Below are 14,648 nucleotides of genomic sequence, written 5' to 3' on the forward strand. Positions count from 1 at the left end.
CACCTGGGTGCGGGATCCGACGCCCAGTTTGTCCAGGATGTGTTCGACGTGCCCGTCGACCGTCCGGTGCGAGATCACGAGCTGATCCGCGATCTCCCGGTTGCTGAGGCCCCGGGCGACGAGTTCGGCCACCTCCTCTTCCCTGCGGGTCAACGGGGAGGCGGTGGGTGACGCGGTCGCCGATCCGCCCGCGGGCGTCCCGAGAGCCGTGTCGACAGCCTGCTCGATGGCCGGGCGTGCCGGCGGTGTCGACAGGCGCGCATACTTCTTCGCTCCCAGCGACTGTCGGACCCGCTGTTCCCAGTGCGCCGAATCACCCGTGATATGGGGACCGAAGGCGGCGACGGACGTGCCGAGTCGCTGCCACACCGCCCTGGCCGCGCCGAAGAGCGTGGCGGACCGCTCGGTGTGACCGACGGCTTCCGCCGCCCAGGCGAGAAGTTCGATCGACAGGGCGGTGCAGATCTTGTCCTTGAAGTCGCGCTGGATGTGCAGTGCCTGTTCCGCGGCGTCGACGGCGTCGTCGATCCGGCCGAGGTGGAAGTAGGCCAGGCTCGAAACCCACAGGGCGTACGCCTTGTTCCACTGCTCGCCGTGCTCGTCCGCCACGTGGATCACGTGTGCACACGTGGCGAGTGCGTCGTCGAGCCGGCCGTCGTAGGTCTGGGCCATGGCCAGCTGGAACAAGGCGGTGAGGGTTGCTGCGCGATCGCCTCGGGTGCGATGAACGGCGATCGCCGCGTCGTAGAGATCGATCGCGTCGGTGGTTCGTCCGCAGAACAAGGCGTGCAGGGCGGCCCAGTGGTCGTGGTGCGCCTGCAACTCGGCATCTTCCAGTTCGGCTGCGATGGATCCGCATTCGGCAAGATGAAGTGCGGCTCCCTCCCGGTCCCCCTGGATCAGGGCCGTCCACGCGGTCACCCACAGGACGTGGCCCCGGTCGCGAGTGGACCGGGGCAGTCGTTGCAGAAGCCGCTCGAGCCTGGTGCGGCCGTGGGAGAGGTTGCCTCCCGCGATCCAGTGATACCGCAGCGCCACGGCGAGGGCGGCCGCGGCCGACAGGTCGCTGTCGTCCCGTAGCGACCAGTCGAGCGCGGCCATGAAGTTCGGATGGTCGATCCGCCACCGCGACAACAGTTCCGATTGTCTCGGCCCGTACCAGTCCGCCGCGTGACGTTGCGCCCGCTCGAGGTAGTGGTCTCGGTGCCGCCGGTACAGATCGTTCCGTCGTCCACCGGCGTCGAGCAGCTCGTGCCCGTACTCGCGCACGGTCATCAACTGCGAGTAGCGGAAGGCCTCTGCGGAACGATCGACCGTGACAAGCGATTTCGACACCAAACCGTCCAGCAGATCCATCACCTGTTCCGGGGGAAGGTCTTCGTCCCCGCAGATCGACTCGGCGGCTTCGAGATCGAAGCTGCCGGGAAAGACCGACAGCCGCGCCCACAGCGTGCGCTCCGGTGCGGAGCACAGTTCGTAGCTCCAGTCGATCAGCGCCCGGAGCGTCTGCTGCCGGGGCACGGCCGCGCGGTTGCCGCCGGTGAGCAGGGCGAAGCGCCGGTCGAGCCGTTCGACGAGCTGGGCGGGGGACAGGGTCCGCAACCGGGTTGCGGCGAGTTCGATGGCCAGGGGGATGCCGTCGAGCTGGATGCACAGCTGGGCGACGGCGTCGGCGTTGGCGTCGGTCATCCGGAATTCGGCGACCACACTCTGGGTGCGCTCGACGAGAAGCGTGACCGATTCGAACAGGGCCAGGTCGGCGGCGCGGTTGCCGGTCGATTCCGTCGGGGTGCTCAGCGGCGGCAGCACGTAGGTGAATTCGCCGCCGACGCCGAGCGGCTCCCGGCTCGTCGCCAGAACGCGCACCTCGGGTGCGCCGGTGAGGACCGTGGTGACGAACGCGGCCGCCGCGTCGAGCAGGTGCTCACAGTTGTCGACCACGATCAGCATGTGGCGGTCCCGCAGGTGATCGAGGATCTTGTCCCGCACGGGACGGGTGGACTGGTCGGTGACGCCGAGCGCCGCGGCCGCAGCCGACGGGAGCGCCTCGGGATCGCGGACCACGGCGAGGTCGATCCAGCAGAAGGCGTCGCGGAAGGCGCGGGCGGAGCGGAGGGCGATCTCCTCCGCCAGCCGGGTCTTGCCGACCCCGCCCGGACCGAGCAACGACAGGAGCCGGGCCTGTTGCAGGCGGGCCCGAGCCTCGTCGATCTCCCGGCGACGGCCGACGAAACTGGTCAGCGAGGGCGTCAGCCCTTTGGTGCGGGGCAGGGGGGACTCCATCTTCACGCTTCCCAGAGATAGTGGTCAGAACATACCCGAATGCGGTGTGACGCCCAACACAGGTATCGAAAGGGGTGATTTCCCCCGCGTGGGGGTGAGGTGACGCGGGTCATTGTCGTGGTCAGGCATCGAAGCGCCCCGGACGGGGCCGAACCCCATTGATCGTGAGGAGCCCGCACCATGACCGAAACCGATTTCTCCGCTCCCGACGTCGACGTCGTCGTCGTGGGAGCCGGCTTCGCCGGCCTGTACGCCCTGCACAAGCTGCGCGACACGATGAACCTGGCGGTGCGGGTGTTCGAGGCCGGCGCCGACGTGGGCGGCACCTGGTACTGGAACCGCTACCCGGGCGCTCGCTGCGACATCGAGAGCATCCACTACTCGTACTCCTTCGACGAAGAGCTGCAGCAGGAGTGGCGGTGGAGCGAGAAGTTCGCCGGCCAGCCGGAGATCCTGCGGTACCTCGAGCACGTCGCCGACCGCTTCGACCTACGCAGGGGGATCACCTTCGACACCCGGGTGATCGGGGTGCACTGGGACGACGAGAACTCGATGTGGACGGTGCACACCGATGACGGCCGCAGCGTGCGCAGCCGGTACTTCATCTCCGGCGCCGGCAACCTCTCGGTCCCCAAGACTCCCGAGTTCGGCGGCATCGAGAACTTCCGCGGCGAGGTCCTGCTCACCGGCAACTGGCCGCACGAGGGCGTGGACTTCGCAGGCAAGCGTGTCGCGGTCATCGGCGCCGGTGCGAGCGGCATCCAGGCGATCCCCCTGATCGCCGAGGAGGCGGCGGAGCTGATCGTCTTCCAGCGCACCCCCAACTTCGCCACCCCGCTGGGCAACGGGCCGCTCGACCCGGAGGTGGAGACCGAGGCCAAGCAGAACTACCGGAGTCTGCGCGACGCAGCCCGCAACCACTTCCTCGGCGTCCCGTTCGACCAGGTCCAGCCCTCGGCTTTGGCCGTCGACGCGCAGGAGCGCCGCCGGGTGTTCGACGAGCGCTGGAACGCCGGCGGGTTCCGGCTGTTCATCGACAGCTTCCAGGACATCCTGTTCGACAAGAAGGCCAACGACACCATCGCCGAGTACATCCGCGAACGCATCCGCGAGCGGGTGCAGGACCCGGCCAAGGCCGACAAGCTCGCACCCGAGGGCTACGCCTACGGCACCAAGCGTCCCCCGCTCGAGACGAACTACTACGAGGCCTACAACCGCGAGAGCGTGCACATCGTCGATGTGAAGGACACTCCGATCGACGAGATCACCGCCACCGGGGTCCGGGTGGGGGAGCGCACGTACGAGGTGGACACCGTCGTGCTGGCCACCGGCTTCGACGCCATGACCGGGCCGCTGCTGGCGATGGACATCCGCGGCCGCGGCGGACAGACGCTGGCCGAGAAATGGGCCCACGGGCCGCGGACATACCTCGGCATCATGATCCACGGGTTCCCGAACCTGTTCACCATCACCGGGCCGCAGTCGCCGTCGGTGCTCTACAACATGCCGCTGGCCATCGAGGACCACGTCGACTTCGCCACCGACGCGATCGACTATCTGCGCGCACACGACCTCGACGTGATCGAGCCGACCGCGCAGGCCGAGACCGACTGGCTGCACCTGACCAACGAGATCGCCGGGCAAACCCTCCTGCCGCAGACGAACTCCTGGTACATGGGCGCCAACATCCCCGGCAAGCCGAGGGCCTGCATGGTCTACCTCGGCGGTGCCCCGACCTACCGGCAGACCTGCGCCGAGGTCGTCGCCGGCGGCTACACCGGCTTCGACACGACGAGTTCGCGCGCGGTGGCCGCGACCGCCGTCTCCTGACCCCACCGTCCATTCCCCGGAAGGAAATGCCATGGCACTCGACCACCACGTCGAGCAACTGCTCGCGGGACTGCAGGCGCAAGGACTGAAATCGTTCGAGAACATGTCCGTCGACGAAGCCCGCGCGGTCGTGTCGACGTTCACCGGCTTGCAGGCCCCGTCCGAACCGGTCGCCCGGATCGAAGACCTCCACTATGTCAGCGACACCACCGAGCTTCCGCTCCGGATCCACCTTCCCGAAGGGACCGGTCCGCGCCCGGTGGTGCTCTACTTCCACGGCGGTGGGTTCGTCGCCGGTGATCTCGAGGTGGTCGACGAACCCGCCCGGGCACTCGCGAACGAGACGGGAACGGTCGTCGTGACCGCCGCCTACCGCCGGGCCCCCGAACATCGGTTTCCGGCGGCCGCCGACGACGCCTGGGCCGCGCTGAACTGGGTCGCCGCGCACATCGCCGAGCACGGCGGGGACCCGGGCAACATAGTGGTGATGGGCGACAGCGCCGGGGGGAACCTGGCGGCCGTCACCGCGCTGCGCTCGCGAGACCAGGGAGGGCCGGCCCTTCGTGGACAGGTGCTGATCTACCCGGTGATCGACCCGAACGCTCAGCTGCCGTCCCGAATCGACTACGCCGACGGCTACCTCATCACCGCCGCGGCCCTGGACTGGTTCTGGGAGCAGTACCTGTCCGCACCGGAGGACGCCGACAACCCGTATGCCGTCCCCACCCGGGCGGACCGCGTGGACGGACTCCCGCCGGCCCTCATCCTCACGACGGAGAACGAGGTCACCCGCGACGAGGCCGAACAGTACGGCGCTCGGCTGCGCGCCGAGGGCGTGGACGTCCGTACCGTCCGATTCGACGGGCTGGTGCACGGCGTGTACTGGATGTCCGGCGCGGTTCCCCGCAGCCGCGAGTTGCGCGCCGCCGTCGCCGATTTCGTCAAGAGCGTCGTCGCCCCCACGTCGGCGGCCTGACGGTCTACCGCCCGGCGGACGTGATGTCGTCCGCCGGGCGCGATGGACGTGCGAACCGGTCGGCTGCCCCGGTGACCGTGTCGGTGCCGGATGTCAGGATGCCGGCATGGACGAACGACCGGTGTTGGTTCTCGGTTCCACGGGCACCGTCGGGCGACGGGTCACCCGGCAGTTGCGCGAACGCGGGCACGCGGTCCGTGCCGGCTCCCGCTCGGGCGACGTGCCGTTCGACTGGTTCGATCCGCACACCTGGAAACCCGCGGTGTCCGGTGCCGGGGCGGTGTTCGTCATGGCGCCCGACGGCGTGCCGGTCGCGGACGAATTCGTCGATATGGCTGTCGCCGAGGGGATTTCGCGGTTCGTCCTGCTGTCGAGCAAGGCGGTCGACGTGATGGGCGACGAGCGGCTGCTGGCCGCCGAGCGTGCCGTCACGTCGTCCGGCGCGGAGTGGACCGTGGTGCGCCCCGACTGGTTCGACCAGAACTTCGACGAGGGTTTCCTGCGCGCTGCCGTGCTCGCGGGCGAGATCGTCCTGCCCCTGGGTGACATGCGTCAGGCGTTCAACGACGCCGGGGACATCGCCGCCGTCGCCGTCGCCGCGCTCACCGGGGACGGCCACGCCGGCCGGACCTACGAGCTGAGCGGGCCGGACGCGCTGTCGTTCGGCGAGGCCGCGGCCGTGATCGCCTGCGCCTCGGGGCGCGAGGTCCGTTACCGCGGTGAGCCGGACGCCTACCTCGAGACGATGACCGGCCTCGGCCTGGACCGGGCGCAGGTGCTCGCCGAGATCGAGGCCTTCGAGGCCCTGCGGGCGACCGGCGACGCGACCCCGAACGACGTTGTCGCCGAGGTGGCGGGCCGGCCGCCCGTGTCCTTCGAGACCTACGTGCGCGACGCGGCGGAACGCGGGGCCTGGGCCTGACCGCGCAGCGCGGCCACGGCGTCGATCCGCTCCACGGCCTCGGCGACGATCCGGTCGATCAGCTCCCGGCAGCTCGGCAGGTCGTCGAGCATGCCGACGACCTGCCCGGAGGCCAGCACACCGGCGTCGGTGTTGCCCTCCACGAGCCCGGCCTTGAGCAGCATGGGGGTGTTGGCCGCCATGATGATCTGCTGCCACGTGCGGTCGCTCGCCCGCTTCATCGCGATGCCGTCCTTGACGAGCGTCGACCACTTCATCCCGGTCATGGCCTTGAACTTCGCCGCGTTCCTCGCGGCGGCGACCAGGCCTTTCGCGTAGCTGCCGCGCTCGAGGCTGTCGACGAGGTCGGTGTTGAGCACACGGTGCGGCATGCCGTCGACCTTGAGGGAGACCGTGGTGTCCTGCAGGCCCCGCCTCAGGTACTCCTGCTTCACCGAGTCGGGCACGGCGCTGTCGCTGGTGAGCAGGAACCGGGTGCCCATGGCGACGCCGGCCGCCCCGTAGGCGAGCGCCGCGGCGAGCCCGCGCCCGTCGAAGAATCCGCCGGCCGCAACGACCGGGATGTCGACCGCGTCGAGCACGCTCGGCAGCAGCAGCGTCGTGGCCACCGGCCCGGTGTGCCCACCGCCCTCGCCGCCTTGCACGATCACCGCGTCGGCCCCCCACGAGGCGACCTTCACCGCGTGCTTCGCGGCGCCGATGGACGGGATCACCACGATGCCGTGGTCCTTGAGCTTGGCGATCAGTTCCTTCCTGGGCGCGAGGGCGAAGGACGCGACCTTGACGTTCTCACGGATGAGCAGGTCGATGCGCTGGGCGGCGTCCGTCGCGTCGGCCCGGATGTTCACGCCGAAGGGCTTGTCCGTCGCCGCCTTCGTCTTCGCGACGGCGGCCTCGAGTTCCTCGTACGTCATCGTCGCCGAGGCCAGGATGCCGAGACCGCCCGCGTTGGAGGTCGCCGCGGTCAGGCGCGGGCCGGACACCCAGCCCATCCCCGTCTGGACGATCGGGTGCTCGATGCCGACGAGGTCGGTCAGTGCCGTCGTCAGGCGCGGGCTCATACCGCCACCTCCCGATCCCGCAGGCCGCGCGGATCGAGGACCTCGCGGATCAGGCGCAGCTCCTCGGCGGTGGGCTCGCGGGTCACGCCCGCCTCGTCGAGGCCGGCCACCTCGAAGGAGGTGTTCTCCGCGACCTGCTCCGCCGTGACCCCCGGGTGCAGGGCCAGTGCCCGCATCGTGTGGCCGGGACCGCCGAAGTCGAACGACCCGAGATTGGTGACCACCCGGTGCAGGTGCAGGTACTTGAAGGCCGGGTTGGCCGGGTCCACCCTGTCGTAGCCGACGCCCGAGACGATGTCGACCTTGTCGCAGAACGCGCGCGTGTTGTGCTTGCCGACCCAGTAGCTCGTCGGGTGGTTGATGGTGTTGCCGGGGGCGCCCCGCACGCCGAACATCTGCCGGGTGGGGTGCTGCAGCGGGCCGAACGCGGAGAGATTCTGGTTGCCGTGCCGGTCGATCTGGTTGGCGCCCATCACCACGTGGCGGCGGCCGGAGGCGACGACGTCGAACACCTTGCGGAACGGCATCCAGCCCTCGATCGGGCCCTTCGCGCCGAGTGCGGGAGTGTCCGCGAGGATCAGCGCCTCCCCGTCGGTGATGAGCAGGTCCGGTTCGGTGGTCAGCCGGGCGAGGCGGGCGCCGATCAGCGGCAGCGTCGCCATCGGGCTGGCCATGATTTCGCCTGCCCCGGCGAAGATCTCGGCGCATGCGATGGCGCAGTACTCGGCCCGGGTCACCGTGCCCGTCGTCGCCGGGGTGGTCGTGTCGGTCATGCCTGCTCCTCGGTGAAAGTCTTGACGGCGGCTCGGTAGTCGTCCTCGCTGCCGGAGAGGAACCGGTCGACGAACGCCTGCCAGGTCTGCGGGTCCTTCGCGGCCTCGGCGTAGTGGCGCTGGAATTTCTCGTCGCGGCCGTAGCTGTCGCCGGCGAGGGTGAAGTGGGCGCCGTCCGGTGCCTCCACGACCCCGTCGACCATCATGCGACTGAGGATGATCGACTGCAGCGGAACGGACTTGACGAGTTCCTCGGTCTCGACGATGCGCTCGACCGAGACGTACCGCTTCTCCGCCGCCAGGCAGTACAGGTCGTCGAAGTAGGGGTCGACGCCGGTGTAGGCGGCGTTGCCGTGCGCGTCGCCGATGTTCAGATGCACCAGGGCGGCATCGAGATTCAGCGCCGGCATCGCGATCAGCGTCTCGGGCGTGCCGGACGCGTCGGGGTACGGGGAGGTGACGGTCCGCAATTCACCCTCCCAGAAGTCCGGGACGGCGGAACCGAGTCCCGCCCGGATCGGCAGGAACGGCAACCGGGCGGCGGCCGCCTCGAGGCCGCACTTGACCATGCCCTCGTCCATCTCCCGCGCGACGATCTCCCCGTTCGTGCGCGCCCTGGCGAACCACGGGTCGTAGAAGGGGGCCGAGTCGAGGGAGACGAACCCGTAGTACGCCTTCTTCACCTTCCCGGCCGAGCACAGCAGCCCCAGGTCCGGGCCGCCGTAGGTCACGACGGTCAGGTCCTTCACGTCCGAGCGCAGGATCGCGCGGACGAGCGCCATCGGCTTGCGCCGCGACCCCCAGCCCCCGATGCCGATCGTCATGCCGCTGCGCAGCTCGCCGACCACGTCGTCGAGCGACATCCTCTTGTCACGCATGGTGTTTCATGTCTCCTGATCAGTGGTTGGCGCGCGGCTTGCCGGTGGCGACGAACTCGTCGCGGTGCTCGTCCGCGATGCCGGCGAGGTTGAGTTCGAAGGTGAAGCCCTGCTCGAAGCGGTAGCTCTCCTTCACGTCCACCGGGTCGATGCCGTTGATGGCTTCCTTGGCGCACCGGATGACGCGGGTGTCCTTCGCCGCGATCTTCTCGGCGATCTCGCGGGCGGTGGCGTCGAGGTCGGCGCGCGGGACGACCTTGTACACCGAGCCGAAGTGCTCGAGCTGCTGGACCGTGACGTTCTGCGCCGTGTAGTAGAGGGTGCGCATCATGTGCTGCGGCACCAGCCGGGCCAGGTGCGTGGCGGCGCCGAGAGCGCCGCGATCGACCTCGGGCAGGCCGAAGACGGCGTCGTCGGAGGCGACGATGACGTCGGCGTTGCCGACCAGGCCGATGCCGCCGCCGACGCAGAAGCCGTTCACGGCGACCACGACGGGGACGGCGCAGTCGTAGACGGCGCCGAAGGCGGCGGCGCAGCCCCGGTTGGCGGCGATGAGGGCGCCGTGGCCGTCGGTGGCCTGCATCTCCTTGATGTCGACGCCGGCATTGAAGCCGCGGCCCTCCGCGCGCAGGATCACCACGTGCGTGGCCGGATCCTTGCCCGCGGTGAGGACCGCGTCGGCCAGTTCGAACCAGCCCTGGGAGGGGATGGCGTTCACAGGCGGGTAGTCGACGGTGACCGTTGTGATGCCCGCGCCGTCGGTGGTCGAGGTGATGCCCATGGCAGGTTCCTAACGTCTGTACCGAACCAAGCGATTGCTTGGTAAGTTAGCACATGCGGGGCGCAGACCCCAGGGAGCGGAATCGTGGAGGCGGGGCGAGTATGTCGCCCGGATTCCCCGACAACGACATCTATTCGAGGAGAAGACAAGTGAGTGGACTGGTCAACGGGCGCGTCGTGATCGTCACCGGCGCGGGGCGCGGCATCGGGCGGGCCCACGCGCTGGCCTTCGCGGCCGAGGGCGCGAAGGTCGTGGTCAACGACATCGGGGCCGGCGCGGACGGTTCGGCGACGGGGGAGAGCCCCGCCGAGCAGGTCGTCGCGGAGATCCGGGCGGCGGGCGGCGAGGCCGTCGTCAACGGCGACGACGTGGCCGACTGGACCGGCGCGGAGAACCTGGTGCAGACGGCCCTGGAGACCTTCGGACGGCTCGACGTCCTGGTCAACAATGCGGGATTCCTGCGGGACCGCATGCTCGCCAACATGAGCGAGGAGGAGTGGGACGCCGTGATCCGGGTGCACCTCAAGGGTCACTTCGCCCCGATGCGGCACGCGATGGCGTACTGGCGCGGGGAGGCGAAGGCCGGCAACCCGGTCGACGCGCGGATCGTCAACACCAGCTCGGGCGCCGGCCTGATGGGCAGCATCGGCCAGGGCAACTATACCGCGGCGAAGGCCGGGATCGCGGCCCTCACGATCCAGGCGGCCGCCGAGTTCGCCCGGTACGGCGTCACCGTCAACGCGATCGCACCGGCCGCGCGGACCCGCATGACCGTGGGCGCGGGCGGCGCGATGGCCGAGTCGATGGCCGCCCCGGAACAGGGCTTCGACGCGATGGCCCCGGAAAACGTCTCACCGCTGGTGGTGTGGCTCGGCAGCGCCGAGTCGAAGGACGTCACGGGCCGGGTCTTCGAGGTGGAGGGCGGCAGGGTTTCCGTCGCCGACGGCTGGCGGCACGGTGAGGCGATCGACAAGGGCGAGCGCTGGGATCCGAAGGAACTCGGCCCGGTGGTGGAGAAGCTGATCGCGCGCAGCGAGCCCCCCACCCCCGTCTACGGGGCGTAGGCAGCGAAGCTGCCGGTGCGTCCTTTGGGCGGTGGGAACGACCCGAAGGACGCACCGGCGGCGCAGCCGCCTACGCGGGCGAGCGGACGATGATGGTGGTGCCGGGGAAGTACGCGGCCAGCTCGGTGCGGGCGTGCTTGAGGGTCGCGGTGCCGTAGCCCTGCTTGCGCAGCTCGGGGTGGACCCAGATCGCGACGTCGACCTCATGGCCCTGCAGCTCGCCGAACGCGAAGCCGACCGGCTTGGGTTCGGTGCCGGACAGGTCCTCGGCGACCAGCCACACCGCGGACTCGTCGTCGATGCGCGACAGGCCGGCGGCGCGCTCCTGTTCCACCCGCGCTGCACCCGCGTCGCCGAGCTGCTCCTCGCACCGGACGCGGAACAGCTCGCGGTCCGGCTCGCTGTCGCTGAACTGACGCAGCCGGAAATGGGCGCCGGTGGCGTAGGGACGCTCGGCGGGCGTCCACTTGAGCACCGCGTCGAGGTCGTCGAGCTCCTCCCGGATCTTCTTGCGCTCCGCCTTGGTCAGCCGCCGGAACGGAAGGTTGAGCACCGCTTCGGCGCAGAACTCGTCCGTGTCGAGCAGCCGCGCGACGGTCGCGACGGCCTCGGCCCTGTCGTTGCTCTCGACGATGGCATCGAGGACCTCGTGCCGGCGTTCGAGCGCGCGCAGCAGTGCCGCCGCGATCTCCCGCTTGTCGAGTACCTGATCGTGGTTCGCGGTTGTCATCGGGTGACATCCCTTCTCGAGAGCAGCTCGACCGGGCACCCCACTGGTTCGTGCCCGGTCGTGCCGGCTCCCGCGAGGGTCACTCGCACACCACCACCGGGATGACCCGATCCGTCCAGGACTGATAATTGTCGAAATCCGCGTACATTGCCACCAGCCGCGGCCAGTAGTGCGACCGCTCGTCGGGCGTCGCCGCCCGTGCCGTCATCTGCCGCACCCGGGACTTCACCTGCACGGTCACCCGCGGATCGGCCTGGATGTTGCGGAACCACAGCGGGTGCTCGGGCAGGCCGCCCTGGGACGCGACGAGCACCACCCGCTCGTCGTCCTCGAGGAACAGCAGCGGAACGGTCCGCGGCCGTCCCGTCTTCCGGCCCGTGGTGGTCAGCAGGCAGACGGGAATGCCCCACGGAAAGGCGCTGCCCACCCGCCACTTTCCCCCGATCCGGCCGCCGGTGGCCTGATAGGCCGCCACGTTGGCGCGCGACATCCACTTGATGATCGGCACGGTCCACTTCGAGTCGAGACCCTTCGGCGCAGCGGCCCCGTTCATGTCAGATCCGCTCGATGATCGTGCCGGTGGCCAGCGCGCCGCCCGCGCACATGGTGATCAGCGCAGTGGCGCCGTCGCGCCGCTCGAGCTCGTGCAGCGCGGTGGTGATCAGCCGCGAGCCGGTCGAGCCGACGGGGTGGCCGAGCGCGATCGCGCCGCCGTTCACGTTGACCTTGTCCATGTCGGGCTCGTGCACCCGCGCCCACGACAGCAGCACCGATGCGAACGCCTCGTTGACCTCGAACAGGTCCAGGTCGCCGATCGTCATGCCGGACTTCTCGAGGACGCGGCTCGTCGCCTGCACCGGGCCGTCGAGATGGAACTCGGGCTCGGCGCCGACGAGGGCCTGCGAGACGATCCGGGCCCGCGGCTTCAGGCCGAGCGCCGCGGCGCGGTCGGAGTCCATGAGCAGCACCGCAGCAGCGCCGTCGGAGATCTGCGACGAGGTGCCGGCGGTGTGGATGCCGCCGTCGAGGACCGGCTTCAGCTTCGCGAGCGATTCCGTGGTCGTCTCGCGCAGGCCCTGGTCGCGGGCGACGGTCTGCTTCTCGCCGGTGAGGGTGCCCTCCTTGTCGACGACGGGCGCGACGACGGGCAGCACCTCGCGGTCGAAGCGGCCCTCGTCCCACGCCTGCTTGGCCAGCGCCTGCGACCGGACGCCGAGCGCGTCGACGTCCTCGCGGGTGATGCCGCGACGGCGGGCGATGCGCTCGGCCGCCTCGAACTGGTTGGGCAGGTCGATGTTCCACGACTCGGGCCGCCGCGGGCCGGCGAGTTCGCCGACGTTCGCGCCGAGCGGCACCTGCGACATCGCCTCGATGCCGCAGGCGATGCCGACGTCGATGGCGCCGGTGGCGATGAGTCCGGCGATCAGGTGGTTGGCCTGCTGGGCCGACCCGCACTGGCAGTCGACCGTGGTGGCGCCGACCTGCCACGGCAGGCCGGCGTGCAGCCACGCGGTGCGGGTGATGTTGTTGGACTGCGCGCCGGCCTGGGTGACACACCCGCCGATCACCTGCTCGACGAGGGCGGGATCGAGGCCCGCGCGCTCGATCAGTCCGCTCTGTGCGGCCCCGAGAAGCTCGGCCGCATGCAGGCCGGCGAGCCAGCCGCCGCGCTTGCCGATCGGGGTGCGTGCCGCCTCGACGATGACTGGTGTGCCCACGGTGGGCTCCTTTCTGGTCCTTGTCCTCGCAAAGTAGAACAGGTTTCCGGGGCAGACAAGGCGGGGTCCGAATGATCGGGACTTGGCGATTCCTTGGCCTGCGGGCCGCCCTGTGCTTGAATGCTTTTAGAACGTGTTCCACATCACGACACGGTGCACTCGTCAGGGCAGGAGAGAATTCAGTGGCGCAGCCCAACATCCCCGAAGACATCGACTTCACCGATCCGGATCTCTACGCCGAGCGGATGCCGTTCGAGGAGTTCGCCGAGCTGCGTAGGACGGCCCCCGTCTGGTGGAACAAGAAATCCCCGGACGTCGGCGGATTCCACGACGAGGGATTCTGGGTCGTGTCCCGGCACGAGGAGGTCCGTGAGGTCTCCCGCCGGAGCGACGTGTTCTCCAACTGGGAGAACACCGCGATCCCGCGGTTCAACGACGACATCCCGCGCGAGGCCATCGAACTGCAGCGCCACGTCCTGCTCAACAAGGACGCGCCCGAGCACACCAAGCTGCGCAAGCTCGTCGCCCGCGGTTTCACCCCGCGCGCGATCAACGGCCTTCGCGACGAGCTGAACGCCCGCGCGAAGAAGATCGTCGAGGAGGCCTGCCGGGCCGGCGGGGGCGACTTCGTCACTCAGGTCGCCGCGGAGCTGCCGCTGCAGGCCATCGCCGAACTCATCGGCGTCCCGCAGGAGGACCGCGACAAGATCTTCGAGTGGTCGAATCAGATGACCGGCTACGACGACCCGGACAACACCGCCGACCCGGCGGCCGCGTCGATGGAGGTCCTCGGCTACGCGTACCAGATGGCCGCCGCCCGCAAGGAGTGCCCGGCCGACGACATCGTCACCACCCTGATCGAGGCCGACATCGACGGTGACGAGCTCTCGCCCGAGGAATTCGGCTTCTTCTTCATCGTGCTCGCCGTCGCCGGCAACGAGACCACCCGCAACGCGATCACGCACGGGATGGCGGCGTTCCTCGACAACCCGGAGCAGTGGGAGATCTTCAAGCGGGACCGGCCGAAGACCGCGGCCGACGAGATCATCCGCTGGGCCACGCCGGTCACGTCGTTCCAGCGCACCGCGCTCGAGGACACCGAGCTCGGCGGCCGGACGATCCGCAAGGGCGACCGCGTCGTGATGCTGTACGCGTCGGCGAACAACGACGAAGAGGTGTTCGAGAACCCCCGCACCTTCGATGTCCTGCGAGATCCCAACCCGCACCTCGCCTTCGGCGGTACCGGTGCGCACTACTGCCTCGGCGCGAACCTGGCGCGGATGGAGATCGACCTCGTGTTCAACGCGATCGCCGACTACATGCCCGACATCACCAAGGTCGCCGATCCGAAGCGGCTGCGCTCCGGCTGGCTCAACGGCATCAAGGAGTTCCGGGTGGACTACAAGACGCAGGGCGGCTGCCCGGTCGAGCACTGACCCGGGTGGGGCGGCGCCGAGAGATCGGGAATCCCCCGGCGCCGCCGCGCTTTCCGTGTGAGCGGGGCTGCGGGAGCCGGCGGCATGGGTGCACCCCGCCGAAATTGGGGGTGAGGGCGGGGTGCTCGCCCACAGTATTCGGCCGCCGAGGCGCCCCCGGCTTTCGGTCCTACTGGCCGGGACCTGTTTGCGCGAC

General features: G+C 69.7%; 13 protein-coding genes. 5 read left to right on the forward strand and 8 right to left on the reverse strand.

From position 1 onward, the window contains the following. Window positions 1-2,283: LuxR C-terminal-related transcriptional regulator (locus tag CQZ88_RS24685; RefSeq protein WP_180987081.1), on the reverse strand; the 2,283-nt coding region annotated here is incomplete at its 3' end. A 180-nt stretch (window positions 2,284-2,463) separates the two neighbouring features. On the opposite strand from CQZ88_RS24685, the gene CQZ88_RS24690 reads away from it, so the two are divergent. From CQZ88_RS24690 to CQZ88_RS24700, 3 genes are all read left to right on the forward strand, one after another. After that, window positions 2,464-4,113 (forward strand): NAD(P)/FAD-dependent oxidoreductase, encoded by a 1,650-nt coding sequence (locus CQZ88_RS24690; protein WP_029540984.1) that lies wholly within the window; start codon window positions 2,464-2,466, stop codon window positions 4,111-4,113. Between the two features lie 31 nt (window positions 4,114-4,144). Then, window positions 4,145-5,089 (forward strand): alpha/beta hydrolase, encoded by a 945-nt coding sequence (locus CQZ88_RS24695; RefSeq protein WP_029540987.1) that lies wholly within the window; start codon window positions 4,145-4,147, stop codon window positions 5,087-5,089. A 106-nt stretch (window positions 5,090-5,195) separates the two neighbouring features. Next, window positions 5,196-6,011 carry an NAD(P)H-binding protein gene (locus CQZ88_RS24700; protein WP_029540990.1) on the forward strand — a complete coding sequence of 272 codons (816 nt, stop codon included), beginning with the start codon at window positions 5,196-5,198 and terminating at the stop codon, window positions 6,009-6,011. Here CQZ88_RS24700 and CQZ88_RS24705 read toward each other — a convergent pair. From CQZ88_RS24705 to echA20, 4 genes are read right to left on the reverse strand one after another with little or no spacing between them, the layout of a single operon-like run. After that, the gene (locus CQZ88_RS24705; protein ID WP_029540992.1) at window positions 5,972-7,072 is read right to left on the reverse strand and encodes a nitronate monooxygenase family protein; all 1,101 of its coding nucleotides are present in this window, start codon (window positions 7,070-7,072) and stop codon (window positions 5,972-5,974) included. The genes CQZ88_RS24700 and CQZ88_RS24705 overlap by 40 nt on opposite strands. Continuing rightward, window positions 7,069-7,845: a cholesterol ring-cleaving hydrolase subunit IpdB gene (gene ipdB, locus CQZ88_RS24710; RefSeq protein WP_006937804.1), complete on the reverse strand. Its 777-nt coding sequence runs from the start codon at window positions 7,843-7,845 to the stop codon at window positions 7,069-7,071. The genes CQZ88_RS24705 and ipdB overlap by 4 nt, the downstream gene beginning before the upstream one ends. Beyond that, window positions 7,842-8,723, reverse strand: coding sequence for a cholesterol ring-cleaving hydrolase subunit IpdA (gene ipdA / locus CQZ88_RS24715; protein ID WP_180987079.1), 882 nt, complete (start codon window positions 8,721-8,723; stop codon window positions 7,842-7,844). Before ipdA ends, ipdB begins: the two co-directional genes overlap by 4 nt. Window positions 8,724-8,742: 19 nt before the next feature. Continuing rightward, window positions 8,743-9,504, reverse strand: coding sequence for a (7aS)-7a-methyl-1,5-dioxo-2,3,5,6,7,7a-hexahydro-1H-indene-carboxyl-CoA hydrolase (echA20, locus tag CQZ88_RS24720; RefSeq protein WP_029540997.1), 762 nt, complete (start codon window positions 9,502-9,504; stop codon window positions 8,743-8,745). Between the two features lie 149 nt (window positions 9,505-9,653). Between echA20 and CQZ88_RS24725 the strand changes: the two genes are divergently transcribed. Continuing rightward, window positions 9,654-10,568 carry an SDR family oxidoreductase gene (locus CQZ88_RS24725; RefSeq protein ID WP_029540999.1) on the forward strand — a complete coding sequence of 305 codons (915 nt, stop codon included), beginning with the start codon at window positions 9,654-9,656 and terminating at the stop codon, window positions 10,566-10,568. Window positions 10,569-10,638: 70 nt separating this feature from the next. Here the strand turns inward: CQZ88_RS24725 and CQZ88_RS24730 are convergent, their stop codons facing one another. The 3 genes from CQZ88_RS24730 to CQZ88_RS24740 all read right to left on the reverse strand — a co-directional run bounded on the left by CQZ88_RS24730 (window position 10,639) and on the right by CQZ88_RS24740 (window position 13,016). After that, window positions 10,639-11,298 (reverse strand): GNAT family N-acetyltransferase, encoded by a 660-nt coding sequence (locus tag CQZ88_RS24730; protein ID WP_029541002.1) that lies wholly within the window; start codon window positions 11,296-11,298, stop codon window positions 10,639-10,641. A gap of 79 nt (window positions 11,299-11,377) precedes the next feature. Then, the gene (locus tag CQZ88_RS24735; protein ID WP_029541004.1) at window positions 11,378-11,851 is read right to left on the reverse strand and encodes a nitroreductase family deazaflavin-dependent oxidoreductase; all 474 of its coding nucleotides are present in this window, start codon (window positions 11,849-11,851) and stop codon (window positions 11,378-11,380) included. Between the two features lies 1 nt (window position 11,852). After that, window positions 11,853-13,016: a steroid 3-ketoacyl-CoA thiolase gene (locus tag CQZ88_RS24740; protein WP_029541006.1), complete on the reverse strand. Its 1,164-nt coding sequence runs from the start codon at window positions 13,014-13,016 to the stop codon at window positions 11,853-11,855. A 182-nt stretch (window positions 13,017-13,198) separates the two neighbouring features. On the opposite strand from CQZ88_RS24740, the gene CQZ88_RS24745 reads away from it, so the two are divergent. Beyond that, a complete protein-coding gene (locus tag CQZ88_RS24745) occupies window positions 13,199-14,452 on the forward strand; it encodes a cytochrome P450 (RefSeq protein WP_029541008.1) in 1,254 nt (417 codons plus the stop codon). Window positions 14,453-14,648 lie beyond the last annotated feature (196 nt).

This window comes from Rhodococcus sp. ENV425 (assembly GCF_002887785.1).
GTDB classification, from domain to species: domain Bacteria; phylum Actinomycetota; class Actinomycetes; order Mycobacteriales; family Mycobacteriaceae; genus Rhodococcus; species Rhodococcus aetherivorans.

Bases quoted from the DNA above. Each gene is read 5' to 3' on its own strand.
- CQZ88_RS24690 (WP_029540984.1), top strand. From the start codon at position 2,464: ATGACCGAAACCGATTTCTCCGCTCCCGACGTCGACGTCGTCGTCGTG.
- CQZ88_RS24695 (WP_029540987.1), top strand. From the start codon at position 4,145: ATGGCACTCGACCACCACGTCGAGCAACTGCTCGCGGGACTGCAGGCG.
- CQZ88_RS24700 (WP_029540990.1), top strand. From the start codon at position 5,196: ATGGACGAACGACCGGTGTTGGTTCTCGGTTCCACGGGCACCGTCGGG.
- CQZ88_RS24705 (WP_029540992.1), bottom strand. From the start codon at position 7,072: ATGAGCCCGCGCCTGACGACGGCACTGACCGACCTCGTCGGCATCGAG.
- ipdB (WP_006937804.1), bottom strand. From the start codon at position 7,845: ATGACCGACACGACCACCCCGGCGACGACGGGCACGGTGACCCGGGCC.
- ipdA (WP_180987079.1), bottom strand. From the start codon at position 8,723: ATGCGTGACAAGAGGATGTCGCTCGACGACGTGGTCGGCGAGCTGCGC.
- echA20 (WP_029540997.1), bottom strand. From the start codon at position 9,504: ATGGGCATCACCTCGACCACCGACGGCGCGGGCATCACAACGGTCACC.
- CQZ88_RS24730 (WP_029541002.1), bottom strand. From the start codon at position 11,298: ATGACAACCGCGAACCACGATCAGGTACTCGACAAGCGGGAGATCGCG.
- CQZ88_RS24735 (WP_029541004.1), bottom strand. From the start codon at position 11,851: ATGAACGGGGCCGCTGCGCCGAAGGGTCTCGACTCGAAGTGGACCGTG.